Annotated in this window: 22 protein-coding genes, 1 tRNA gene and 2 pseudogenes; 17 read left to right on the forward strand and 8 right to left on the reverse strand. The window is 70.0% G+C overall.

Annotated elements, in window-relative coordinates:
- Positions 1–48: 48 nt before the first annotated feature.
- The 5 genes and pseudogenes from AC1MEY_RS20030 (at position 49) to arsB (ending at position 4,455) form a co-directional block, all read left to right on the forward strand.
- A complete protein-coding gene (locus AC1MEY_RS20030) occupies positions 49–1,008 on the forward strand; it encodes a metallophosphoesterase (RefSeq protein WP_480227154.1) in 960 nt (319 codons plus the stop codon).
- On the forward strand, positions 1,005–2,117 hold the full coding sequence (cds1, locus tag AC1MEY_RS20035) for an L-cysteine desulfhydrase Cds1 (RefSeq protein ID WP_480227155.1): 1,113 nt from the start codon (positions 1,005–1,007) through the stop codon (positions 2,115–2,117). Before AC1MEY_RS20030 ends, cds1 begins: the two co-directional genes overlap by 4 nt.
- Positions 2,118–2,435: 318 nt before the next feature.
- A tRNA-Pro gene (locus AC1MEY_RS20040) sits at positions 2,436–2,509 on the forward strand.
- 109 nt (positions 2,510–2,618) lie between these two features.
- Positions 2,619–2,966 (forward strand): ArsR/SmtB family transcription factor, encoded by a 348-nt coding sequence (locus AC1MEY_RS20045; protein WP_480227156.1) that lies wholly within the window; start codon positions 2,619–2,621, stop codon positions 2,964–2,966.
- Positions 2,963–4,455, forward strand: a pseudogene (gene arsB / locus AC1MEY_RS20050) (ACR3 family arsenite efflux transporter). Before AC1MEY_RS20045 ends, arsB begins: the two are co-directional and overlap by 4 nt.
- A 35-nt stretch (positions 4,456–4,490) precedes the next feature.
- Here arsB and AC1MEY_RS20055 read toward each other — a convergent pair.
- The 3 genes from AC1MEY_RS20055 to AC1MEY_RS20065 all read right to left on the reverse strand — a co-directional run bounded on the left by AC1MEY_RS20055 (position 4,491) and on the right by AC1MEY_RS20065 (position 6,290).
- Complete coding sequence (locus AC1MEY_RS20055; protein WP_480227157.1) at positions 4,491–4,736, reverse strand: hypothetical protein; 246 nt, start codon at positions 4,734–4,736, stop codon at positions 4,491–4,493.
- 73 nt (positions 4,737–4,809) lie between these two features.
- On the reverse strand, positions 4,810–5,787 hold the full coding sequence (locus AC1MEY_RS20060) for an LLM class F420-dependent oxidoreductase (protein WP_480227158.1): 978 nt from the start codon (positions 5,785–5,787) through the stop codon (positions 4,810–4,812).
- A 38-nt stretch (positions 5,788–5,825) separates the two neighbouring features.
- Positions 5,826–6,290: a GatB/YqeY domain-containing protein gene (locus AC1MEY_RS20065; RefSeq protein ID WP_480227159.1), complete on the reverse strand. Its 465-nt coding sequence runs from the start codon at positions 6,288–6,290 to the stop codon at positions 5,826–5,828.
- Between the two features lie 61 nt (positions 6,291–6,351).
- Between AC1MEY_RS20065 and AC1MEY_RS20070 the strand changes: the two genes are divergently transcribed.
- Genes AC1MEY_RS20070 through AC1MEY_RS20090 form a run of 5 tightly spaced genes read left to right on the forward strand, consistent with a single transcriptional unit; the run spans position 6,352 to position 11,719 of the window.
- Positions 6,352–7,632 carry a hypothetical protein gene (locus AC1MEY_RS20070; RefSeq protein ID WP_480231585.1) on the forward strand — a complete coding sequence of 427 codons (1,281 nt, stop codon included), beginning with the start codon at positions 6,352–6,354 and terminating at the stop codon, positions 7,630–7,632.
- Position 7,633: 1 nt separating this feature from the next.
- Complete coding sequence (locus AC1MEY_RS20075) at positions 7,634–8,287, forward strand: DUF4129 domain-containing protein (RefSeq protein ID WP_480227160.1); 654 nt, start codon at positions 7,634–7,636, stop codon at positions 8,285–8,287.
- The gene (locus AC1MEY_RS20080) at positions 8,284–9,426 is read left to right on the forward strand and encodes a DUF4350 domain-containing protein (RefSeq protein WP_480227161.1); all 1,143 of its coding nucleotides are present in this window, start codon (positions 8,284–8,286) and stop codon (positions 9,424–9,426) included. Before AC1MEY_RS20075 ends, AC1MEY_RS20080 begins: the two co-directional genes overlap by 4 nt.
- The gene (locus AC1MEY_RS20085; protein ID WP_480227162.1) at positions 9,423–10,397 is read left to right on the forward strand and encodes an AAA family ATPase; all 975 of its coding nucleotides are present in this window, start codon (positions 9,423–9,425) and stop codon (positions 10,395–10,397) included. The genes AC1MEY_RS20080 and AC1MEY_RS20085 overlap by 4 nt, the downstream gene beginning before the upstream one ends.
- On the forward strand, positions 10,397–11,719 hold the full coding sequence (locus AC1MEY_RS20090; RefSeq protein ID WP_480227163.1) for a DUF58 domain-containing protein: 1,323 nt from the start codon (positions 10,397–10,399) through the stop codon (positions 11,717–11,719). Before AC1MEY_RS20085 ends, AC1MEY_RS20090 begins: the two co-directional genes overlap by 1 nt.
- Here the strand turns inward: AC1MEY_RS20090 and AC1MEY_RS20095 are convergent, their stop codons facing one another.
- Positions 11,720–12,712: a stage II sporulation protein M gene (locus AC1MEY_RS20095; RefSeq protein ID WP_480227164.1), complete on the reverse strand. Its 993-nt coding sequence runs from the start codon at positions 12,710–12,712 to the stop codon at positions 11,720–11,722.
- 114 nt (positions 12,713–12,826) lie between these two features.
- On the opposite strand from AC1MEY_RS20095, the gene AC1MEY_RS20100 reads away from it, so the two are divergent.
- From AC1MEY_RS20100 to lfrA, 3 genes are all read left to right on the forward strand, one after another.
- Positions 12,827–13,696, forward strand: a complete 870-nt coding sequence (locus AC1MEY_RS20100; RefSeq protein ID WP_480227165.1) for an RDD family protein — start codon at positions 12,827–12,829, stop codon at positions 13,694–13,696.
- A gap of 144 nt (positions 13,697–13,840) precedes the next feature.
- Positions 13,841–14,407, forward strand: coding sequence for a TetR/AcrR family transcriptional regulator (locus AC1MEY_RS20105; RefSeq protein WP_480227166.1), 567 nt, complete (start codon positions 13,841–13,843; stop codon positions 14,405–14,407).
- 34 nt (positions 14,408–14,441) lie between these two features.
- On the forward strand, positions 14,442–16,139 hold the full coding sequence (gene lfrA / locus AC1MEY_RS20110; RefSeq protein WP_480227167.1) for an efflux MFS transporter LfrA: 1,698 nt from the start codon (positions 14,442–14,444) through the stop codon (positions 16,137–16,139).
- Here the strand turns inward: lfrA and AC1MEY_RS20115 are convergent.
- A pseudogene (locus tag AC1MEY_RS20115) lies at positions 16,051–16,494 on the reverse strand (anthrone oxygenase family protein); the annotation flags it as partial. The gene lfrA and the pseudogene AC1MEY_RS20115 sit on opposite strands and share 89 nt — an antisense overlap.
- Before the next feature lie 44 nt (positions 16,495–16,538).
- Between AC1MEY_RS20115 and AC1MEY_RS20120 the strand changes: the two are divergent.
- Positions 16,539–17,471 (forward strand): AraC family transcriptional regulator, encoded by a 933-nt coding sequence (locus AC1MEY_RS20120; protein ID WP_480227168.1) that lies wholly within the window; start codon positions 16,539–16,541, stop codon positions 17,469–17,471.
- Here the strand turns inward: AC1MEY_RS20120 and AC1MEY_RS20125 are convergent.
- Genes AC1MEY_RS20125 through AC1MEY_RS20135 form a run of 3 tightly spaced genes read right to left on the reverse strand, consistent with a single transcriptional unit; the run spans position 17,450 to position 20,350 of the window.
- Positions 17,450–18,550 carry a cation:proton antiporter gene (locus tag AC1MEY_RS20125; protein ID WP_480231586.1) on the reverse strand — a complete coding sequence of 367 codons (1,101 nt, stop codon included), beginning with the start codon at positions 18,548–18,550 and terminating at the stop codon, positions 17,450–17,452. The two genes, AC1MEY_RS20120 and AC1MEY_RS20125, sit on opposite strands and share 22 nt — an antisense overlap.
- Positions 18,551–18,607: 57 nt before the next feature.
- Positions 18,608–18,985, reverse strand: coding sequence for a hypothetical protein (locus AC1MEY_RS20130; RefSeq protein WP_480227169.1), 378 nt, complete (start codon positions 18,983–18,985; stop codon positions 18,608–18,610).
- 36 nt (positions 18,986–19,021) lie between these two features.
- Positions 19,022–20,350 carry a carotenoid oxygenase family protein gene (locus tag AC1MEY_RS20135; RefSeq protein WP_480227170.1) on the reverse strand — a complete coding sequence of 443 codons (1,329 nt, stop codon included), beginning with the start codon at positions 20,348–20,350 and terminating at the stop codon, positions 19,022–19,024.
- Positions 20,351–20,599: 249 nt separating this feature from the next.
- On the opposite strand from AC1MEY_RS20135, the gene AC1MEY_RS20140 reads away from it, so the two are divergent.
- The 3 genes from AC1MEY_RS20140 to AC1MEY_RS20150 all read left to right on the forward strand — a co-directional run bounded on the left by AC1MEY_RS20140 (position 20,600) and on the right by AC1MEY_RS20150 (position 23,555).
- A complete protein-coding gene (locus AC1MEY_RS20140) occupies positions 20,600–22,153 on the forward strand; it encodes an NCS1 family nucleobase:cation symporter-1 (protein ID WP_480227171.1) in 1,554 nt (517 codons plus the stop codon).
- Positions 22,154–22,215: 62 nt separating this feature from the next.
- Entirely contained in the window at positions 22,216–22,755 is a 540-nt protein-coding gene (locus AC1MEY_RS20145; RefSeq protein ID WP_480227172.1) for a PadR family transcriptional regulator, read from the forward strand.
- Between the two features lie 83 nt (positions 22,756–22,838).
- Positions 22,839–23,555 carry a PadR family transcriptional regulator gene (locus AC1MEY_RS20150; protein WP_480227173.1) on the forward strand — a complete coding sequence of 239 codons (717 nt, stop codon included), beginning with the start codon at positions 22,839–22,841 and terminating at the stop codon, positions 23,553–23,555.
- Positions 23,556–23,652 lie beyond the last annotated feature (97 nt).

Genomic DNA, 23,652 nt, shown 5'->3' on the forward strand with positions numbered 1-23,652 from the left:
AGAGCGCAGTCACGGGTTCGCCGGGGCATCTGGCAGTAAGCTGCCTGCATGCCCGAACCCACTACCGTCCTGAGGAACTCGGCGGCTGCGGCGGCCGGTTCGTTGGTCGCTGGGCTCGCCTACGGCTCCCTGATCGAGCGCAACGCGTTCGTCGTGCGGGAGCTGACGATGCCGGTGCTGACACCGGGATCGTCGCCGCTGCGGGTGCTGCACCTGTCCGACTTCCACATGCGGCCCGGCCAGCGCCGCAAACAGGCGTGGCTGCGGGATCTGTCGCGCTGGAGCCCGGACCTGGTGATCAACACCGGTGACAACCTCGCCCACCCCAAGGCCGTGCCGTCGGTCGTGCAGGCGATGGGTGACCTGCTGTCGGTGCCGGGACTGTTCGTGTTCGGCAGCAACGACTACTTCGGTCCCCGGCCGAAGAATCCGGCGAGCTACGTCTTCGACAAGAAGAAGCGGGTCACCGGCGCACCGCTGCCGTGGCAGGACCTGCGTGCGGCGTTCTCCGAGCGCGGCTGGCTGGACATGACCCACACTCGGCGCGAGATCGACGTCAACGGGCTGGTGATCGCCGCCGCCGGCGTCGACGATCCGCACCTCAAGCGCGACCGGTACGACACCATCGCGGGCCCGCCGAACCCGGCGGCGAACCTGAGCCTGGGCATCACCCACGCGCCGTACACCCGCGTGCTGGACCGCTTCGCGGCCGACGGCTACCAGCTGGTGCTGGCCGGGCACACCCACGGCGGCCAGCTGTGCCTGCCGTTCGTCGGCGCACTGGTCACCAATTGCGACATCGACACCTCGCGGGCGAAGGGTCCGTCGCGGTGGGGTGCCGGGACGGCGCTGCACGTCTCGGCGGGCATCGGGACCTCCCCGTATGCGCCGCTGCGGTTCTGCTGCAGGCCCGAGGCCACCCTGCTCACGCTGGTCGCGGCGCCGACCGGCGGCGGACGTACGGGTGCCACGGCAGGCATGTCGCAGCCGACCGTCTCCGCGCGGTGACCGACGGGACCTCCGTCGCGTCCCGCGCCCGGTCCCGTGACTGGGCCGAGAATGCGATCCGGCTGATCGAGGCCGACGCTCGGCGTAGCGCGGACACCCATCTGCTGCGCTACCCGCTGCCGTCGGCATGGAGTCACTTCCCGGGTCCCGGTGTCGACGTGCAGCTGTATCTGAAGGACGAGACCACCCACATCACCGGCAGCCTCAAGCACCGGCTGGCGCGGTCCCTGTTCCTCTATGCGCTGTGCAACGGCTGGATCGACCGGGGCACCACGGTGATCGAGGCGTCGTCCGGGTCGACGGCGGTGTCCGAGGCGTACTTCGCGGCGATGCTGGGGCTGCCCTTCATCGCGGTGATGCCCAGGACGACGAGCGCGTCGAAGATCCGGCTCATCGAAAGTCAGGGCGGGCGTTGCCACTTCGTGGTGAACGCCGCCGAGGTGTACGCGGAGGCGGAACGACTGGCCGACGAGACGGGCGGCCACTACCTCGACCAGTTCACCAACGCCGAGCGCGCGACCGACTGGCGCGGCAACAACAACATCGCCGAGTCGATCTACGAGCAGTTGCGCGAGGAGACCAACCCCATCCCGGAGTGGATCGTGGTGGGTGCGGGCACCGGTGGCACCAGCGCGACCATAGGTCGCTACATCCGCTACCGGCGCCATCCCACCCAGTTGTGCGTGGTGGATCCGGAGAACTCGGCGTTCTTCCCGTCGTACCAGCAGGGTCGCGCGGTGGCGGGGTCGTCGTCGCGTATCGAGGGCATCGGACGACCGCGCGTCGAGCCGTCGTTCCTACCGGACGTCGTCGATCGCATGGTTCGGGTCCCCGACGCCGCGTCGATCGCGGCCGCCCACCACGTCAGCTCCGTGATGGGCCGACGCGTCGGGCCGTCGACGGGCACCAACGTGTGGGGTGCGTTCGGGTTGATCGCGCAGATGGTGGCCGAGGGTCGTAGTGGTTCGGTGGTGACGCTGATCGCCGACAGCGGCGACCGCTACGCCGACACCTATTTCAACGACGAATGGCTGACCAGCTCGGGGCTGGACTCCTCGGAATCGGCCACGAAGTTGGTCGAGTTCGAACGATCCGGCGCCTGGGTCTGAACCCGTCGCACGCTCACCGCGTCCGACGTCAGGAACAACCACAGCGCAGCAAGACCGAAGAATCCACCGTAGATGGCAGCTCCCAGACCGGTCATCGAATCTTCTCCTTCTCGGGTCGTACCGATGTACGACCGTGCTGGTCACAACGTCAGCCCGGGCTCGTTTCATCCCGTTGTCGCCGGCTGATCCCGCCGCCCGACTGGGCGGCTGTGTTGTGTTCGGGTTACCCATCGGCCTTCGGCGCTACACCCGGGGTGCCGGGGACCACAGCGTTTGGCTTCCATCGGCACCCGTGCGATACGCTGTCGGAGCTTTCCGCGGGGTGTGGCGCAGCTTGGTAGCGTGCTTCGTTCGGGACGAAGAGGTCGTGGGTTCGAATCCCGCCACCCCGACTCGTGGAACTGCAGAAGAAGGCCCCGACCGGTTGTCCGGTCGGGGCCTTCCTTCGTTCTACCGAGTCGACGAGTTGCCCTCGGCTTCGACGACTGTCAATATCGATGGATGTCGAATCCGCAGCAGGACTGCGCCGCCACGCCCGTGCGCCGACCGCCGCTGACCGCGCACCAGGCCGTCGATCTGGCACGGACCGTGAAGGCGCTCGCCGATCCGGTACGGCTGCGACTCTTCAGCGCCATCGCCGGTCATGCCGGTGGTGAGGCGTGCGTCTGCGACGTCACCGACGGCATCGACGTCTCTCAATCCACCGTGTCGCACCATCTGAAGGTGCTGCGCGACGCGGGGCTGGTGACCTCCGAGCGCCGTGCGTCCTGGGTCTACTACGCCGTGGTGCCCGATGCGCTGCGCGAGCTGTCGACCCTGCTCGACGTCGACGCGCCGGTGTCCGCGTGACGGCCACGACCCCGGTGGTCGGCAAGCTGTCCACCCTGGACCGGTTCCTTCCGGCGTGGATCGGCATCGCCATGGTCGCCGGCCTACTCCTGGGCCGATGGCTCCCCGGCCTCGACGGTGCACTGGAAGGCGTTCAGATCGACGGCATTTCGCTGCCGATCGCCCTCGGCCTGCTGATCATGATGTATCCCGTGCTCGCGAAGGTCCGCTACGACCGCCTGGACACCGTGACCAGCGACCGCAAGCTACTGCTCAGCTCACTGTTCTTGAACTGGGTGTTCGGCCCGGCGCTGATGTTCGCACTGGCCTGGCTGATGCTGCCGGACCTGCCCGAGTACCGGACCGGCCTGATCATCGTCGGACTCGCCCGCTGCATCGCCATGGTCATCATCTGGAACGACCTCGCCTGCGGGGACCGCGAGGCCGCCGCGGTGCTGGTCGCGCTGAACTCGATCTTCCAGGTCGTCATGTTCGCCGTCCTGGGCTGGTTCTACCTGTCGGTCCTGCCCGGGTGGCTGGGCTTGGAGCAGACCACCATCAGCACCTCGCCGTGGCAGATTGCCAAGTCGGTGCTCATCTTCCTGGGGATCCCGCTGCTGGCGGGCTACCTGTCGCGCCGGCTCGGCGAGAAGGCCAAGGGCCGCAACTGGTACGAGTCGGCGTTCCTGCCGAGAATCGGCCCCTGGGCCCTCTACGGGCTGCTGTTCACCATCGTCATCCTCTTCGCGCTGCAGGGCGAACAGATCACCAGCCGCCCACTGGACGTCGTACGCATCGCGCTCCCGCTGCTCGTCTACTTCGCGATCATGTGGGGCGGGGGCTACCTGCTCGGCGCCGCGATCGGCCTCGGCTACCAGCGCACCACCACGCTCGCGTTCACCGCGGCGGGCAACAACTTCGAGCTCGCGATCGCCGTGGCCATCGCCACCTACGGCGCCACGTCGGGCCAAGCCCTCGCCGGGGTCGTCGGACCACTGATCGAGGTCCCGGTCCTGGTCGGGCTGGTCTACGTCTCACTCGCACTGCGCCGCCGCTTCCGCGACCACGTCCCGGCCGTGCCGACCACCCAGGAGACCCCGTGACCACGCCGTCCGTGTTGTTCGTCTGCGTCAAGAACGGCGGGAAGTCGCAGATGGCCGCCGGGCTCATGCGGCAGCTCGCCGGCGACACCGTCGAGGTCCATTCGGCCGGAACCACACCCGGCGCGACGGTGAACGGCCTGTCCGCTCAGGCGCTCCTGGAGGTGGGCGTGGACATCACCGCCGAGCGGCCCACGGCGGTCGACTACGACCTGGCCCGCTCGGTCGACGTCGTCGTCACCCTCGGACGGGAGGCGACGCTCGACCCGCTGCCGGGAGTGCGGGTCGAGAACTGGGACACCGACGAACCGTCCGACCGCGGCATCGACGGAATCGAGCGGATGCGCCTCGTGCGCGACGACATCGCCGCTCGCGTGCGACACCTGCACGGCACGCTCACCGGCGCCTAGTTCGACGCGTCGACCGTCAGGCCGGCTGAGCGCGCTCAGACCAGGACTGCGACACCCTGGTCGACGTCGTCGTTCTCGTGCACCTTGGCGTAGGCGGCGAACGAGGTGAACTCGACGAGCCCGATCAGCAGCAGCGGCCACATCAGGCCGGCGACCAGGCTCAGCGGCGCGCGGGTGGTAACGGGCCGACGCTCGTCGGCCGCCCGCCCACTCACGACGTAGACGATCACGGCCGCAGCCGCGGCGATGGTCAGGTATGCGGTCAACAGCGTCGTAGCCACGATTCCCCCTGGTTCGTTTGGCGTTCTCGTGCTGTCTTCCCGACGGCCGTCGAAGTCAAACGGCCTGCCGGGATCAGCCGCGCAGCTTTGCGAGCAGGGGTTCGGCGGCCTCGTCGAGGAACCGGGCCTGACCCTCGTCGCCGACCTGCACCAGGGCGATGTCGGTGAACCCGGCGGCCTCGTACTCGCGCACCGCGTCGACGATCGCGTCGAGGTCGGGTCCGCACGGGATGGCCGACGCGGTGTTCTCGGGCGTGACGAACTGCGTCGCACCGGCGAACCCCGCGGTGGTCGGGAGGTCGGCGTTGACGGCCCAGCCGCCGGCGAACCAGCGGAACTGGTCGTGCGCACGGGCGACGGCGGTGTCCCGGTCCGGATCCCAGCTGATCGGCAGCTGTCCGATGACCCGGACGTCGCCCGGCAGTCCGGTCCCCTTCCGCGCCTGATGCCACGCGTCGACGACGTCCTTGTCGGGCTGCACGGCGATCAGGTGGTCGGCGATCGTGGCGAACGCCTCCACGGAGCGGTCACCGGACACCGCAGCGGCGATCGGCACCGGGATCTCGGGAACGTCCCACAGTCGGGCCGAGTCCACCTCGAAGTAGTCGCCCCGCCAGTCCACCATCTCGCCGGTGAACAACTCGCGGATGACGTGGATGGCCTCCTGCAGCATGTCGAGCCTGCGGGCCACCGTCGGCCAGCCCTTGCCCACGACGTGCTCGTTGAGGTTCTCGCCGCTGCCCAGCCCGAGGGTGAACCTGCCGTCGGCGAGGATCTGCAGCGTGGCGGCCTGCTGCGCGACGATCGCGGGGTGGTACCGCATCGTCGGACAGGTGACGTAGGTGAACAGTTCGACCCGGTTGGTCGCGTGCGCGACGGCGCCGAGCATGGTCCAGGCGTTCGGCGCGTGTCCCTGCGAGCTGAGCCACGGCGAGAAGTGGTCGCTGCTCACCTCGAAGTCGAAGCCGACGTTCTCGGCCGAAACCGCATATTCGACAAGCTCTTTCGGGCCGCTCTGCTCAGTCATCAGGGTGTATCCGTAGCGGGTCATGCCGCTCGGATACCCGGGCGCCAGCAGCGAAAACCCGGCTAGAGGCGGTCCTTCACCGCGGCGGAGAGGCGCGCGCCGTCCGCCTGTCCGGCCGCGATCGACGCCGCGGCCTTCATCACCTGGCCCATCTGCTTCATGCTGGGCCGGGCCCCGATCTCCTCGGCCACCTGGGCGATCGCAGTGTTGACGACGTGCGCCAGTTCGTCGTCGTTGAGCTGCGAGGGCAGATACTCGTCGATGATGGTCGCCTCGGCGCGCTCGTTGGCGGCGAGTTCGCCGCGGCCGTTGGTGACGTAGATCTGGGCCGCCTCACCACGCTTGCGGGACTCGCGCGCCAGCACCTTGAGAACGTCGTCGTCGGAGAGGTCCCGTGCGGCCTTGCCCGACACCTCCTCGGCCTGCACCGCGGCGAGCAGCATCCGGAGCGTCGCGGTCCGGAGCTTGTCCTGGGCCTTCATCGACGCGGTGAGATCCGACCGGAGTTTCGCCTTCAGTTCCGACATGATCGAAACGGTACGCCCGGGGCAGACGTGAACGTCGACAATCATCGTCGGCTTGGACAGGATGGTGAGCATGAGCAACGACGCCGGTGGGTTCGGCCGACCCGATCCGCCGCCGCCGGAGTACGGACCGCCGCAGGGCTACGGCCCGCCGCCGCAGGGCTACGGTCCGCCGCCGCAGGGCTACGGTCCGCCCGGGTACGGGCCGCCTCCGGCATCTGGGTACGGGCCGCCTGCGGGACCGCCGCCGGGGTACGGACCGCCCGGGTACCCGCCACCGCAGTACGGCGGGGGCTACCCACCGCCCGGGTACGGGCCGCCACCCGGATACGGGCCGCCGGGATACCCCGGGGGTCCGCCCGCGCTCAAGCCGGGCATCATCCCGCTGCGCCCGCTGAGCCTGTCCGACATCTTCAACGGTGCGTTCAGCTACGTGCGGGCCAATCCCAAGGCCACCCTGGGGCTGACCGCGGTCGTGGTGGTCGTGGCGCAGATCCTCACGCTGGTGCTCCAGATCGGTCCACTTGCCGCGTTGGGAGCCCTCGGCGACGGGTCGGGTACCGACGACGTCTCCACCGCCGGCCTGATCGGCGCCGTGCTGTCCTCCCTGGCCAGCGTGCTCACCACGATGCTGTCGGCAGTCGTGCTCAGCGGCCTGCTGACCGTCGTGGTCGGGCGCGCCGTCTTCGGCGCGGGCATCTCCATCGGCGAGACCTGGAACCGGGTGCGCAACAGGCTCCCGGCGCTGTTCGGCATCCTCGGCATCGAGGTCGTCGGCACGCTGGTGCTCGTCGGCGTCGTCGCCGGAGCGATCGCGATGGTCAGCTACATCATCAGCGGCACCGCCGGCTTCGTCATCGGCATCCCGCTGGTCCTCGCGCTGCTGGCCGCACTGGGCTACTTCGGCACGATGCTGCTGTTCGCACCCGTGCTGGTGGTGCTCGAGCGGCTGCCGGTCATCGACGCCATCACGCGGTCGTTCGCGCTGGTGAAGAAGGACTTCTGGCGCGTCCTCGGGATCTGGCTGCTGAGCCAGCTGGTGGCCACCATCATCGCCGGCGCCGTCTCCATCCCGTTCAGCGTGGGTGGCCAGGTGCTGCTCCTGGGTGACGGGTCGACGTCGGGATCCGTGGTCGCGCTGGTGCTCGAGTCGATCGGGTTGGCGATCGGGCAGATCATCACCGCTCCCTTCGCCGCCGGCGTAGTGGTGCTGCTCTACGCCGACCGGCGCATGCGGGCCGAGGCGTTCGACCTCGTCCTGCAGACCGGCGTCGGGATGCCCCCGCACGCACCGCAGGACTCCACCGACCACCTGTGGTTGACGTCGCAGACGCCGCGTCGCTGACGTGACGGGACTCGACGTCGACCGCGACGCCGCGCACGACGCCGCGCAACGCGAACTCTCGAAACCGATCTACCCCGACGCGTCGCTGACCGACCGGCTCAGCGGCTGGCTCGACGACCTCATCTACAAGCTGACCGTCGAGGGCGCATCCATCCCCGGCGGCTGGCTGACCATCACCGTCCTCGCCCTCCTGCTGCTCGTCGCCGCGGTGGTCGCCGTCCGGGTGGCGCTGCGCACCATGCGCACCAACCGCGCAGGCGACGCCGCGGTCTTCGGTTCGACGGTCCAGACGGCCGCCGAGCACCGTGCCGCCGCCGAGCAAACTGCGGCACAGGGGGATTGGGCGCAGGCCATCAGACACCGCCTGCGCGCGGTGGCACGGCACCTCGAGGAAACGGCCGTGCTCAACCCGGTTCCCGGACGGACCGCCACCGAACTGGCCCGCGACGCCGGGGCCGAGATCCCCGCGCTCACGACCGAATTACGCGGGGCGGCAGACGCGTTCAACGACGTCACCTACGGTGAGCGGCCGGGCACCGAGGCCGGCTACCGCGTCGTCGCCGACCTCGACGACCACCTGCGCAGCCACGCCCCGGCACACCCGTCGTCCGGTGCGCCGACGGGCGACGCGGCCGATTGGGCCGAGATCCGATGACGCTGGGCACCACGGCCGTCGGCTCGTCGATGGCGCAGCGCTGGCGCACTGCGCGGTGGATCCTGTTGGCGCTGGCGGTGATCACCGCGGTCTCCGTACTCACCGCCTACCTGACGGGTGCGCGGCCGGGTGCCCGGATGGACCCGGCGTCCTCGTCTCCGGATGGGGCGCTGGCGCTCGTCACGCTGCTGCGCGACGCCGGAGTCGACGTCGTCGAGGCGAGCCGGCTCGACGACGTCGAACGCAACGCCCGGCCCGACACCCTGCTGGTGGTGGCCGAGTCCTCCTTCCTGGTGGACGACGACGCACTCCGCCGACTGGCCGGCCTGCCCGGCGACCGTCTCCTGGTCGAACCCGTCTCCCGCACCCGCGAAGCACTCGCCGACGGCCTGAAGGTGGCGCCGGACAGCAGCTTCGGCGGCGACCCCGACTGCGACCTGCCCGCCGCCGAGCGTGCCGGACGGACCCGACTGGGCACCGCCACCACCTTCGAGGCGAACGACGGCGCCGACGTCACCCGGTGCTACGGCGGTGCGGTGGCCCGGTACCCCCGCGACGGCCGCACGATCACCGCCGTCGGCACCGCTGACTTCATGCTCAACGGCGGTCTGACGCAGGAGGGCAACGCCGCGCTCGCGATGAACCTCGTCGGCAGCCGTGAACGCGTCATCTGGTACACGCCGACCCTCGTCGAGGGCGAGTCCGACGCGTCGGCGTCCGTCACGGACCTCATCCCCGGCTGGGTCTTCTGGGTCGTGCTGCAGCTGTGTCTGGCCGTGCTGCTCACCGCACTGTGGCGCGGCAGGCGCGTCGGGCCGCTGGTGGCCGAGGATCTGCCCGTCGTGGTCCGCGCCTCGGAGACCGTGGAGGGCCGCGGCCGGCTGTACCGGTCGAGGCGGGCCCGCGACCGGGCCGCCGACGCACTGCGGACGGGCACGCTGCACCGTCTGCTGCCGCGGCTGGGCATGAACGCCGCCACGGCACCACCGGCCGTCGCCCTCGCCGTCGCCGAGCGGATCGGCGGCGACCCGAATGCCCACGGCCACTGGCTGTTCGGGCCTGCGCCGGACACCGACGCAGACCTGGTCACCCTCGCCCACCAATTGGACGACATCGAAAGGCAGGTCTCCCAGTCGTGACCGACTCCCGTGACACCCCACCCGACGAGGCTGCGGCCCGCAACGCACTGCTGGCGTTGCGCGCCGAGATCGGCAAGTCCGTCGTCGGTCAGGACGCCGTCGTGAGCGGTCTGGTGATCGCGCTGCTGTGCCGTGGTCACGTGCTGCTTGAAGGCGTTCCGGGCGTGGCCAAGACACTGCTGGTGCGCACCCTGTCCGCGGCACTCGCGCTGGACTTCAAGCGCGTCCAGTTCACCCCCGACCTCATGCCCGGCGACATCACCGGGTCGCTCGTCTACGACGCCCGCACCGCGGAGTTCGAGTTCCGCTCGGGACCCGTGTTCACCAACCTGTTCCTCGCCGACGAGATCAACAGGACGCCGCCGAAGACCCAGGCGGCCCTGCTCGAGGCGATGGAGGAACGTCAAGTCAGCGTCGAGGGCGAGGCGCGGCCGCTGCCCGATCCGTTCATCGTCGCCGCGACGCAGAATCCGATCGAGTACGAGGGCACCTACCAGCTTCCCGAGGCACAGCTCGACCGATTCCTGCTGAAGCTGAACGTGCCGCTGCCGCCGCGTGATCAGGAGATCGCGATCCTGTCCCGGCACGCCCGTGGCTTCGACCCGAGGAACCTCTCCGCGATCCGTCCGGTGGCCGGCCCCGCCGAACTGGCAGCCGGCCGCGAGGCCGTCGCCCGGGTGCTGGTGGCCGACGAGGTGCTCGGGTACATCGTCGACATCGCAGGCGCCACGAGGCATTCGCCGTCGCTGCAGCTCGGCGTCTCACCGCGCGGCGCCACGGCGCTGCTGTCCACCGCGCGGTCCTGGGCCTGGCTGTCGGGCCGCAACTACGTGACCCCGGACGACGTCAAGGCCATGGCGCGGCCGACGCTGCGCCATCGGATCGCGATGCGGCCCGAGGCCGAACTCGAGGGCGCCTCCCCCGACGGCATCGTGGACGGGATCCTGGCCGCGGTCCCGGTCCCGCGCTAGTGGTCCTCACCCGCCGCGCCGGGCTGGTGGCCCTGGTCTGCGCACTGCCCGTCGGCCTGTCCCCTTGGCCCGCCGCGACGTTCGTCGTCCTGCTGGCCGCGCTCCTGCTCGCCGTCGCCGTGGACGTCGCGGCGGCCGCGGGCCCACGACGGTTGCGGTTCAGCAGGAGCGGGGACGTGACGGCGCGGCTCGGCGAGAGCGTCGACGCAATCCTGCTGCTCGAGAACGGCACCGGTCGGCGGTTCTGCGGCGTGGTGCGCGACGCATGGCCACCGTCCGCGCGCGCCGAGCCCAGGCTGCACGACGCCGACGTCGCGGCGGGACAGCGCCTCCGGATCGTGACGACGCTGCGCCCGAACCGTCGTGGCGATCAGCGCTCGGCGTTCGTGACGGCACGGTCGATCGGTCCGCTGGGGCTGGCCGGCCGGCAGGCCTCGCACCGCGTGCCGTGGGAGGTCCGGATCCTGCCGCCGTTCCTGTCGCGCAAGCACCTGCCGTCGCGACTCGCCCGACTGCGCGAACTCGACGGCATGATCCCCGTGCTGATCCGCGGCCAGGGCACCGAGTTCGACTCGCTGCGGGAGTACGTCCCGGGTGACGACGTCCGCTCGATCGACTGGCGTGCGACGGCCAAGCGGTCCGACGTCGTCGTCCGCACCTGGCGACCCGAGCGCGACCGCCGGATCGTCGTCGTACTCGACACCGGCCGCACCTCGGCGGGCCGGGTGGGCGTCGACCCCACCGCGGGCGATCCGAGCGGCTGGCCGCGCCTGGACTGGTCGATGGACGCCGCACTCCTGTTGGCGGCGTTGGCCTCCCGGGCCGGCGACCACGTCGACTTCATCGCGCACGACCGGGTCGCCCGCGCCGGCGTGTTCAACGCGTCGCGCACCGGCCTGCTCGCCGCCCTCGTCGGCGCCATGGCCCCGCTGCAGCCGGCGCTGGTGGAGTCCGATGCCGCGGCCATGGTCGCCACCGTGCAGCGCCGCGTCCGGCGACGCGCGCTGGTGGTGCTGCTGACGGACCTGAACAGCTCGGCGCTCGACGAAGGTCTGATGACGGTCCTGCCCGGCCTGGCGGCCCGGCACCACGTCCTGATCGCCGCGGTGGCCGACCCCCGCGTCGACCTGCTGGCAGCAGGCCGGGCCGATGCCGCGCAGGTGTACGACGCCGCGTCCGCCCAGCGGTCCCGCAACGACCGGTCGGCGATCGCGACACGACTGCGGCGGCACGGCGTGGACGTCGTCGACGCAGAACCCGAGGACCTGGCGCCCGCGCTGGCCGATCGCTATCTGGCGATGAAGGCCACCGGACGGCTCTGATCAGCCCGTCGGCAACACGTCCGGCGCGTCCTGGACGTCGCCGGTCTCCCCGGCACGCTCCGCTCGGCGGCCGAAGTGCACCACGTACGCCAGGAAGGCCGCCTCGGCGATCACGCCGATCGCGATCCGGACGAACGTGGGGAACGGTGACGGCGTGACCAGCGCCTCGATGAGGCCGGACACCAGCAGGACCACGACGAGGCCGACGGCGACCGCCACCACGGCCCGGCCCCGCTCGGCGAGCACCTGCCCGCGCGGACGGTCGCCGGGAGCCACCACCGACCAGCCCAGGCGCATGCCCGCAGCGGCGGCGAGGAACACCGCCGTCAGCTCGAGCAGGCCGTGCGGGGTCAGTAGCCCGAGGAAGATGTCGCCCTTGTCGGCGTGGAACATCAGGCCGCCGGACACGCCCACGTTGGCGGCGTTCTGGAACAGGATGTATGGGATCGGGATGCCCAGCAGGACCGCGAAGCCGATGCACTGCGCCGCGACCCAGGAGTTGTTGATCCAGACCCGCAGCGCGAACGAGCCCGCCGGATTCTCGCTGTAGTAGGCGGCGAAGTCGTTGTTGACGAGCCGCTCGATGTCGGACGGGGTGCCGATCGTGGACTGCACCTCCGGGCTGCCCGCCACCCACGCCCCGACCGCGATGGCCACCACCAGGAACGCGACGGCCGAGCCCAGCCACCACCGCCAGGCCTGGTAGGCGACCAGCGGGAAGGACACCAGCCAGAACCGGGTGAACTCGCTCCACAGCGGCGCGTGTGCGCCGGTCACGGCCGCCCGGCCGCGAGCGACGAGACCGGACAGGCGGCCGACGAGCACCGGGTCCGCGGACGCCGACCGCACCATCGACAGGTGGGTGGACACCCGCTGGTACAGGTCGACCAGTTCGTCGACCTCGGCGCCGGTCAGACTGCGGCGGCGCTTGAGGAGCTGTTCCAGGCGATCCCACGTCGCGTCGTGGGCCAGCACGAACGCGTCGACATCCACGTCGAAAATCCTACGTGCGCCGCCCTAGTAGCGTGGGTGGCCATGGTGGCTCAGCCCGAACCGATGGTGACCGGCGACGCCGTCGTGCTCGACGTGCAGATCGCCCAGCTGCCGGTGCGCGCGCTGTCCGCGTTCATCGACATCACCGTGATCTTTATCGTCTACCTGATCGGCATCGTGCTGTGGGCGGCGACGCTGACCGACCTCGACACGGCGTTCTCGGCGGCGGTGCTGATCATCTTCACCGTCCTCGCCCTCGTCGGCTACCCGGTCGTCATCGAGACGGCGACGCGCGGCCGGTCCCTCGGCAAGATGGTCATGGGGCTGCGCGTCGTCTCCGACGACGGCGGCCCGGAACGCTTCCGCCAGGCCCTCTTTCGCGCGCTGGCAGGCTTCGTCGAGATCTGGACGCTGGCCGGTGGCCCCGCGGTGATCTGCAGTCTGGTGTCGCCGAGGGGCAAGCGGATCGGCGACGTGTTCGCGGGCACGATGGTGATCAGCGAGCGCGCACCGCGCCTCGGCCCACCGCCGCAGATGCCGCCGCAGCTCGCCTGGTGGGCGTCGTCGCTGCAGCTGTCCGGGCTGGGCGCCGAGCAGGCCGAGCGGGCCCGGCAGTTCCTCTCTCGCGCCCCGCAGCTGCAACCGGGGTTCCGTGACCAGATGGCGCACCGGATCGCCGGCGAGGTCGCCGCGCAGGTCTCCCCGCCTCCGCCGCCCGGGGCGCCGCCTCAGCTGGTACTCGCCGCCGTGCTCGCCGAGCGGCACCGCCGCGAGTACGCCCGGATGCAGGCCGCGCAGCGTCCGCCGTCGGGCCCGCCTCAGCAGTGGGGTCCGGCGCCGTCGGGTCCGCCTCACGCCGCGCCTCAGCAGTGGAGTCCGCCCCAGCCCGCCGCGCCGCCGACCTACGCGCCGCCGCAGTCCGCACCGCCGCCGGGCGCCCCGCCGCAGCCCGGCCCGCCCGGCGGATTCGCCCCTCCCGACTGACCGCTCCCCCCTTGCACCGCCGAGTGTGAACCCGACGACGCCTGAGCGCCGAATCCGTCGTCACGGTCACACTCGCGGAGCACGTGCGCGGAGATGTGGGACACCATTGTCCCATTCTGGACCACGGGTGCTACATTGGCTGGCATGGCTGCTCCGTTGTCGTACGAAGGTGGTCCGCGCACGCGGACGCGCCGGGCGATCCTCGAGGCCGCGATGGTCGTGCTCGCCGAGAACGGCACGGCATCGCTGTCGGACATCGCCTCGGCCGCCGAGGTGGGCCGCAGCACGCTGCACCGCTACTTCCCCGAGCGCTCCGAGCTGCTGAAGGCGCTGGCGCTGCACGTGCACGAGCTGAGCAACGCGGCCATCGCCCACGCCGAACCCGACTGCGGGCCGGCCATCGAGGCACTGCGACGCGTCGTCGAGAGCCAGTTGGACCTCGGCCCGATCGTGCCGTTCATCTACGCCGAGCCGAGCCTGCAGGCCGACAAGGAGCTGGCCGCGATCCTCGACACCGGCGACGAGGCGATCGTCGCGGTGCTCGACCGCGTCGCCACGCAGGGCACCGCCGGACCGCCGTGCTGGCCGCGCCTGGTCTTCTGGGCGCTGCTCAACGCCGGCTACGAGGCCGCGAACAAGGGCACCCCGCGGGTGCAGGTGGTCGACGCCATCATGGCGAGCCTGACCCGCGGCACCATCTCATCCGATTGATTCCGCTTCACCGAACTGCACCACAGGAGAAACAATGTCTTCCCGGTCAGACGTCGTGACGACGTCCGTCCACACCCCGCGGCGCGCCTGGGTGGCGCTCGCGGTGTTGCTGCTGCCCGTGATGCTGATCGCGGTCGACAACACGATCCTCGCCTTCGCGCTGCCCAGCATCGCGCAGGACTTCCGCCCGCCGGCGACCACGCAGCTGTGGATCATCGACGTCTACTCGCTCGTGCTGGCCGCGCTGCTGGTCACCATGGGCAGCCTCGGCGACCGCTTCGGGCGACGCCGGCTGCTGATGATCGGTGCCAGCGGTTTCGCCGTCGTGTCCGTCGCCGCGGCCTTCGCGCCCAGCGCGGAAGCACTTCTCGCGGCCCGCGCGGTGCTCGGCTTCTTCGGCGCCATGCTGATGCCGTCGACGCTGTCGCTGATCCGCAACATCTTCGCCGACGCCTCCTCGCGCCGGCTGGCGATCGCCATCTGGGCGTCGTTCTTCACGGCCGGTTCCGCATTGGGGCCGATCGTCGGTGGCGTGCTGCTCGAGCACTTCCACTGGGGCGCGGTCTTCCTGGTCGCGGTGCCCATCCTGCTGCCGCTACTGATCCTCGCGCCGCGGCTGGTGCCCGAGTCGCAGGACCCCAACCCGGGCCCGGTCGACTCGTTCAGCGTGCTGTTGTCCTTGACGACGATGCTCCCCCTGGTGTGGGCCATCAAGACCGCCGCACACGACGGCCCGTCGTGGACCGTGGCCGGCGCGCTCGCGCTGAGCATCGCGTCCGCCGTCCTGTTCGCCCGACGCCAGACCCGCACCGCCACACCGATGCTCGACATCACGCTGTTCCGGCACGCACCCTTCGCGTCGTCGGTCCTGGCCAACTTCCTGTCGATCGTCGGCCTCATCGGGTTCATCTTCTTCGTGTCCCAGCACCTGCAGCTGGTCCTCGGGATGAGCCCGCTCGCCGCCGGACTGGTCACGCTTCCGGGTGCGGTGCTGTCGATGATCGCGGGCATCACCGTCGTGCGCTTCGTGCGCTGGTTCGCGCCGCACCAGCTGATGATCTTCGGACTCGTCCTGGTGTCCGTGGGGTTCTGGATGATCCTGCTGTTCCGCCACGACCTGAGCATCGCCGCCGTGGTCGTGTCGTTCATCGTGCTGGAGATCGGCGTGGGCATCTCGCAGACCATCACCAACGACACGATCGTCGCGTCGGTGCCCGCCGAGAAGTCCGGTGCGGCATCGGCGGTCTCGGAGACCGCCTACGAGTTGGGCGCCGTCGTCGGCACCGCCACGTTGGGCACGATCTTCACGGCGTTCTACCGCGCCAACGTCGACGTCCCACAGGGCCTGTCGTCGGTGCAGACCGCCGACGCCGCCGAGAGCATCAGTGGTGCGGCAGCCGTCGCCACGCAGTTGCCCGCAGCACAGGCCGACTCGTTGATGGACTCTGCGCGAACGGCGTTCGACTCGGGCATCGCGCCGACGTCGATCATCGCCGGCGTGCTGGTGCTCATCGCGGCCGTCGTCGTCGCCCTGGCGTTCCGCAGCCATCGGCTCAAGGGTGGCGAAGAAGGCCCGCCAGCATCAACGCCGCCCCCGCCAGCGGCGCCACCGTCCGCACGTGATTCCACCCGGTCCACGTCGCTGAGTAGGCAGTCCAGTCGCGCAGCGCGTCGGCCGCGGACACCGCGGACGGATCGACCACGTCCAGTCGGTCATTCAGCGGGACGTTGAACACCACCGTCACGATGAACGCGACGACCGCGAGAACCGCGCCGGCCAACACGTAACCGGAGCCGGGCGTCGACAGTCGGAGTGCCGCAACGACGCCCACCACCAATGCGACCACGGTGCCACCGAAGAAGAGGGCGAGGAACGGAGCGTTGGCCTGCGCCTCGGCGTTGACGGCTCGCATCGCGGCGATCGCCTCTGCCGGGTCCGCACGGTCGAGACCGGTCATGACGAACGTCGAGAAGGCGAAGAACAGCCCTCCGGTCGCGGCCGCGGACAGGGTGGCGGCGGCGGTCGCGATGGCATAGGGGCTGGAGGTCATGGGGACAGTCCACCAGTCCGTCACGAGACGATCCATCGATCAGGGTGCTCGAGGCATACGCCATCGTCTACATTCGGCAGGTGGACGCGCTCGGAGGCCTGCTCGACGGGGTGCGTGCTCGAGGCGCCTTCGTCTTGAAGTTGTCGCTCGAGCCGCCATGGTCGATGTCGATCCAGGACGACGCCCCGTTAACCCTGATCTGCGTCACCCACGGTGCGGCGGTCATCGTCACGGGGTCGGGAACGCGTGTCGACCTCGGACCGGGTGACGTCGCCGTCGCCCGCGGCACCGAGCACTACCGGTTCGCCGACTCCGCCGACACCGACCCGCAGGTGGTCATCCATCCCGGCAACCGGTGCACGACGCTGAACGGGGTGGACCTCCGCTTCGAGATGTCGGTCGGCGTACGCACCTGGGGCAACTCGGCAACGGGGGCGGACCGGGCGATCGTCGCGAGCTACGACGGTGACAGCCAGGTGAGTTCCCGCCTGCTGCAATCCCTTCCACAGCTCTTCGTCCTGCGGGCAGGTGACTGGCGGACATCGCTGGTCGACCTGCTGGCGACGGAGTCCGAGCGGGCGGGACCCGGCCAGGAGGCGTACCTCGACCGACTTCTCGACCTCCTCCTCATGGACGTGCTACGGACCCGCTTCGACCGCGACGAGCACGCGCCGACCTGGTGGCACGCCGAGCGCGACGCCGTCGTCGGGCCCGCACTGCGACTGATCTACCACAACCCTCGGCACCCCTGGACGGTCGCGAACCTCGCTGCGGCGGTGGGCAGTTCGCGGGCCGCCTTCGCCCGTCGGTTCACCGAGCGCGTCGGCGAACCACCCATCGCATTCCTGGCCGGCTGGCGACTGGCATTGGCCGCCGACATGCTGCGTGACAGCAGGTCGACGCTCGCACTCATCGCTCGCGAGGTCGGTTACGCCACCCCGTTCGCGTTGAGCACCGCGTTCAAGCGGGCCTACGGCGTCAGCCCCAATGCCTATCGGGCCGCCGCGTCCTGACGGCGCTTGGCCACCGCGCCCGCGACGGAGGTGACCGCGATGGTCACCAGCGCGCCGAGGATCAGCGCGGACGGCTCACCGGGCGCCAACAGCCCCTGCTCGGTGCCGAGGGTGGCGGCGGCGACGGGCACGCCGAGCTGTGCCGCGGCCATCGCCGCCAGCGGAAGGGGTTGACCGACCAGTCGTCCCACGCCGTGGGCGACCACGGCGCCGGCTCCCAGTGCGAGGCCCAGGCCGATGAAGGCCGGGTCGTCGGCGAGTTCGCGCACCTGCAGTGAGGCCCCGAGCCACACGAAGAACAGCGGGCCGAAGAAGCCCTCGGTGATGCCGAGCAACTGGCGGGCCAGCCGCTTCGGTTCCCCGATGCCGTTGATCACCAGGCCGAGCGCGAAGCCGGCCAGCATGATCGACACGTGTGTGGTGACCGCAAGCGCGGACAGTGCGAACAGCAGGATGAGGCTGATCCGCAATTCGAGCGCGAGTGAGTGGCGCTTCGAGTACTCGCGGACCCTCTTGCGCGTGCCGTCGCGGTCGAGCCGTCGCAGCACGGCGTACAGCACTGCGGCCGACGCGGTGATGGCCAGCGCACCGAGCGCGGAGCCTGCGGCTCGACCGGGGTTGATCACCAACGGCAGCAACACGATGCACGCGGCGTCCGCGACGGCGATCTGCGCCTTGACCGACAGCACCCGTGGGCCGTCGAGACCGAGTCCGTCGATGATGGGCAGCGCGACCGCGGCCGACGACGACGCCATCAACACGGCGTACAGCGCGGCGTGCCCGGTGTCGAACACGTGCGCCACCGCGACGCCGAGGACCGCCGCGACCGCACCGACCAGGACTGCCCGCAGCACCGCCCTGCCGAGGCCGGTGCGCAGCGCCGCGTCGCGTACCGGTACGTGGGTGCCGACGACGAACATCACCAGCGCGAAGCCGATGTTGGCGAGCAGTACGAACGTGGGATCGGTGGTGTCGACGAGGTCGAATCCCGTTCGGCCGATGACCATTCCGGCCACCAGTTCGCCGATGATCACCGGTATCGCGAGGCGTGGCACCGCCGTCAGCAGCGGACCGGCCATGCCGACGACGACCAACAGCGCCAGCGTGTCGAACCCGAAGCCCGGCACGTCAGCCGTTCAGGACTGCCACGACACGAGCCGGCACGGGATGTCGGTGTTCTCGTCGGTGAGGTAGCTGGCGCACACCCGGTGGTAGCCGTCGGCGATGTGCAGCGGCGCCGTGGTGCGGAAGTCGCCGCGGACGAGCAGGATCGGCGACAGCTTCTTGCCGTCGCTGATCTTGCCGAGGTCGCTGCGCACGCGGACGTTGGTGTCCGGCAGCAGCGCCAGGCAGGCGGCGCGCAGGATGTCCTTGGCCTTGCGGTGGACGGGCTCGCCCGCCCGCAGCGCCGCCACCGTGGCGTCGACGGCGGCGGCCTCGGCGACCAGGCTCAGATAGTCGGCGGCCGCGTCGTAGTCGTGGGACTCCGGATCGCTCGACCACTTGACTGCCATCCGGTCACGATAAACGCCGCCGCCGCCGATCGGCTGTCAGTCGGCGATCCAGTTGCCGTGGAATCCGTAGGGCACGCGGGTGGGCAGCTTGATCCTGGCCACCGGGTCCCCGGCGAAGTCGGCGGCGTCGAGGATCACCAGATCGCTGCCGTCGCGGCCGGGGTCGTACACGTAGCCGAGGTAGTAGCCGTTGCTCTCGCCCGCCGGACCCGGCGCCGGGACGAACACGGCCTCACCCGGCCCGCCGTCGCCCAGGTCGTGCGCGACGGCCGCACCGGTGCCGAGGTCGTGGCGTACCCACCCGTTCTTGGCGACGGACACCGCGTACCGCGCTGGCAGGCCGGCCAGCCGGTCGTCGATGCGCGGGAACTCGACGCTGAGGTCGTCGAGCTGACGTTCGGTCACCCGGCCGGACGCCAGGTCGATCGTCCACGACCACAGGACGCCGTCGACGTCGAAATCGGCGGCGTCGCGCCACAGTTCGGGGTACCGGACGGCCTGCACCACCAGGCCGTCGATCGTGTCGTGCGCGTTGGCGACGTGGAACACGTAGCAGGGGTCGACGTCGAACCACCGGACCTCGCCGAACGGGTCGTCGCGGCGCAGCACACCGAACCGCGCGCCGTACCCGTCGTCCCAGCGGAACGGCATGCCGCCCTTCGCCGCGACGTCGACGTCGAAGACGACGGGCAGGTCCATGAAGACGACGTGCTCGGCGGTCATCGCGAAGTCGTGCATCATCGTCATCGCGGGAACGTCGATGGGCCGGTCGATCACCAACTCGCCGTTGGCATCTGCACGGTGGTAGGTGACGTACGGCTCGAACACGTTGCCGTAGCCGAAGAAGTGCAATTCACCCGTCGTCGGACAGATCTTCGGGTGTGCCGTCATCGAGTCGACCAGCTTGCCGCCGAAGTCGTAGACGCCGACGGTCTCCAGGTCGTTGGTGACCTCGTAGGGCAGCGACGACTCAACGAGCGCGAGCGTCTTTCCCGCGTGGTTGACCACGTGGGTGTTGGCCACGCTGGAGCGCAGGTTGCGCGTGCCGTCCTCCCGGTAGAGCGGGAACGGGTCGACGAAGCTCTCGGTGCGCACCCACCGGTTGCGGTACCACTTGGCGCGGCCGTCCTCGACGCGGACGCCGTGGATCATCCCGTCGCCGGTGAACCAGTGCCCCTCGGCCTGACGCGGATTCGGGCCGTTGCGCAGGTACCAGCCGTCGAGTTCGGGCGGGATGGCGCCCTCGACGTCCAGGTCGTATTCGGTGAGTTCGTCGGCGACGGGCGCGTAGTTGCCGACGCCGAAGGCCTGGCCGTCCTCGGGCAGCGAGGCGTCGGCGGTCGGCGGGTTCACGGTCTCGGTCATGGCGGACTCCTCGGCTGGGCTGACCCCCACTCTGACATTCCAGGTATGACATGTCAATGGTGGTAGGTGCGGCGACCTCCAATCCTCGCGAGCAGTCGCGAACTCCCCTCCTTGGCAGGCAAACAGGGGAGTTCGCGACTGCTCGCGGGTTGTGTCACACGCCGCGTAAATATGATTTCGGCGCAACGGCGGCGAAACACTCCGTCGCTACGTTCCGTTCATCTCCTCGCCGATGGACAGGACGCAGACATGACAGACACTCGTGATCTCCCGCCGAGCGCCGTGGTCGGCGCGGGCGACGTCGTCGAAGCCGCGGGCCACCCCGTCGGCGGCGGGCTCATCAAGGAGCACTACGACCCGCGGCTGACCAACGAGGATCTCGCGCCCCTGGCCAAACAATCGTGGTCGACCTACAACATCTTCGCGTTCTGGATGTCCGACGTGCACAGCGTCGGCGGGTACGTCACGGCGGGCAGCCTGTTCGCGCTCGGGCTCGCCAGCTGGCAGGTGCTGATCGCCCTACTGGTCGGCATCGTGATCGTCTACTTCCTGTGCAACCTGGTCGCGAAGCCGAGCCAGTTGGCCGGCGTGCCGTACCCGGTGGTGTGTCGCAGTTCGTTCGGCGTCCTCGGCGCGAACATCCCGGCGATCATCCGCGGCCTGATCGCAGTGGCGTGGTACGGGATTCAGACGTATCTGGCGTCGGCAGCCCTGGACATCGTGCTGCTCAAGCTCTTTCCGGGCCTGATGCCGTATGCCGACGTCGAGCAGTACGGGTTCACCGGGCTGTCGCTGCTGGGCTGGTGCAGCTTCACGCTCCTGTGGGTGCTGCAGGCGGCCGTGTTCTGGCGCGGCATGGAGTCGATCCGCAAGTTCATCGACTTCTGCGGGCCCGCCGTCTACGTCGTCATGTTCATCCTCTGCGGCTACCTGCTGTGGAAGTCGGGCTGGCACGTCAGCCTCTCGCTGGGCGGCGAGAAGCAGGGCAACGCACTGGTGGTCATGCTCGGCGCGATCGCACTCGTGGTGTCGTACTTCTCCGGTCCGATGCTGAACTTCGGCGACTTCGCCCGCTACGGCAGGAGCTATCAGGCGGTGAAGAAGGGCAACTTCCTCGGGCTGCCGGTCAACTTCCTGGTGTTCTCGCTACTGGTCGTCGTCACCGCAGCGGCCACCGTCCCGGTGTTCGGTGAACTCATCACCGACCCGGTCACCACGGTCGCCCGCATCGACAGCGTCACCGCAATCATCCTGGGCGCGTTGACCTTCACCATCGCCACCATCGGCATCAACATCGTGGCCAACTTCATCAGCCCGGCGTTCGACTTCTCGAACGTCAGCCCGCAGAAGATCAGCTGGCGGATGGGCGGCATGATCGCCGCCGTCGGGTCCGTCCTGCTGACGCCGTGGAACCTGTACGGCAACCCGGAGGTCATCCACTACACGCTGGAGACGCTGGGCGCGTTCATCGGTCCGCTGTTCGGTGTCCTGATCGCGGACTTCTACCTGATCCGCAAGCAGAAGATCGTCGTCGACGACCTCTTCACGATGAGCGAGACCGGCAACTACTGGTACACGAAGGGCTACAACCCCGCGGCCGTGGCGGCCACCCTGGTCGGCGCGGTCCTGGCGATGACGCCGGTGCTGCTGGGCGGGGTGGTGTTCGGGATGGCCGGGGCGGCGCAGTACAGCTGGTTCATCGGCTGCGGCGTGGCGTTCGCGATCTATCACGTGCTGGCGACGCGCGGTCCGTGGCGGATGACGGCGCTGCGGGTCGCCGAGGGCGCGACGCTGGTCGACTGATCCGCGACACGCGGGCGGCCCCGACATGTCACAACTGACATGTGGGGCCGTACCATCGACCCGTGAGCCTGAGATTCGCCGCGCTGGGCCTGCTCGCCCAGCACCCCGGTAGTGGTTACGACCTGCTCCGACGGTTCGAGGTGTCGATGGCCAACGTGTGGCCGGCCACCCAGAGCCAGCTGTACGGAGAACTGAACAAGCTCGCCGACGGCGGCCTGATCGAGGTGGCCGACATCGGTCCGCGCGGCCGCAAGGAGTACCGCGTCACCGAGGCCGGCCGTGCCGAACTCGTCCGGTGGATCACCGAACCGGAGAGCGATCCACCGATGCGGCGCCCCGACCTGTTGCGCGTCTTCCTGCTGGGCGAACTGCCCGCGGAGGCCGCCCGCACCTACGCCGTCGACTTCGCCCACCACGCCGGGTCGGAACTCGAACGCCTTGAGCGCCTTCGCGACTCGTTCCACTGGGGTACCGATGACCCCGACTTCTACGGCCGCGCCGCGCTGGAGTTCGGACTGCGCGACGCCGCGATGGAGCGAGAGTGGGCGCACTGGCTGATCGGCGCCATCGACGAACGCAGCTCGGGTTCGCCCTCGGCATAACCGTTGCATCCCGATAGTTTCCGATATATCGTCAACGTATCGGAAGCGCACTCAGTGCTTCCCTCTCGACAGAAGGAACACTCATGAACACCCCATTCACACCCCAAGACGGCCCCTTCGGCGGCCGCCCCGAGTTCGGCCCCGGCTTCGGACCGGGCTTCGGCTTCGCCCCCGCAGACCGCCGTGCACTGCACGAACACCGCAGGCAGGCGCGTCGCGACTTCCGTGACCACGTCCGCGAGCACCGCGGCGGAGGTCCCTTCGGACCCGGCTTCGGCGGCTTCGGCGGCTTCGGTCCCGGTGCCCCCGGCCCGGGCTTCGGCCCCGGTGGTCGCGGCGGACGACGCGGCGGCGGCGGACGCAGCAGGCGCGGCGACGTGCGCGCCGCGATCCTCACCCTGCTGACCGAACGCTCGATGCACGGCTACGAGATGATCCAGGAGATCGGCGAACGCAGCCAGCAGCTCTGGAAGCCGAGCCCCGGCTCGGTCTACCCGACGCTGCAGCTCCTCGTCGACGAGGGCCTGATCGTCTCGACCGATGCCGGCGGCACCAAGAAGCTGTTCGAACTGACCGACGACGGCCGCGCCGCCGCCGAGAAGATCGAGACGGCACCGTGGGACGAGATCACCGAGGGCGCCGATCCCAACGCCGTCAACCTCCGCACCGCGGTCGGCCAACTCATGGGCGCGATCGCCCAGTCGGCGCACGCCGGATCTGCCGAACAGCAGCAGCGCATCCTCGACATCGTCAACAACGCACGCCGCGAGGTCTATCAGATCCTCGGCGAGTCGGAGTAGCTCATCCGTTCGTGGAGTCTGAGCGGCGCTCACCGCCGCTCAGACTCCACGAATCGCGAGAACCCGGAATACCGCCGCCGCATCAGAGGTAGTGAGA

It is taken from the genome of Mycobacterium sp. PTI7, from assembly GCF_056679845.1.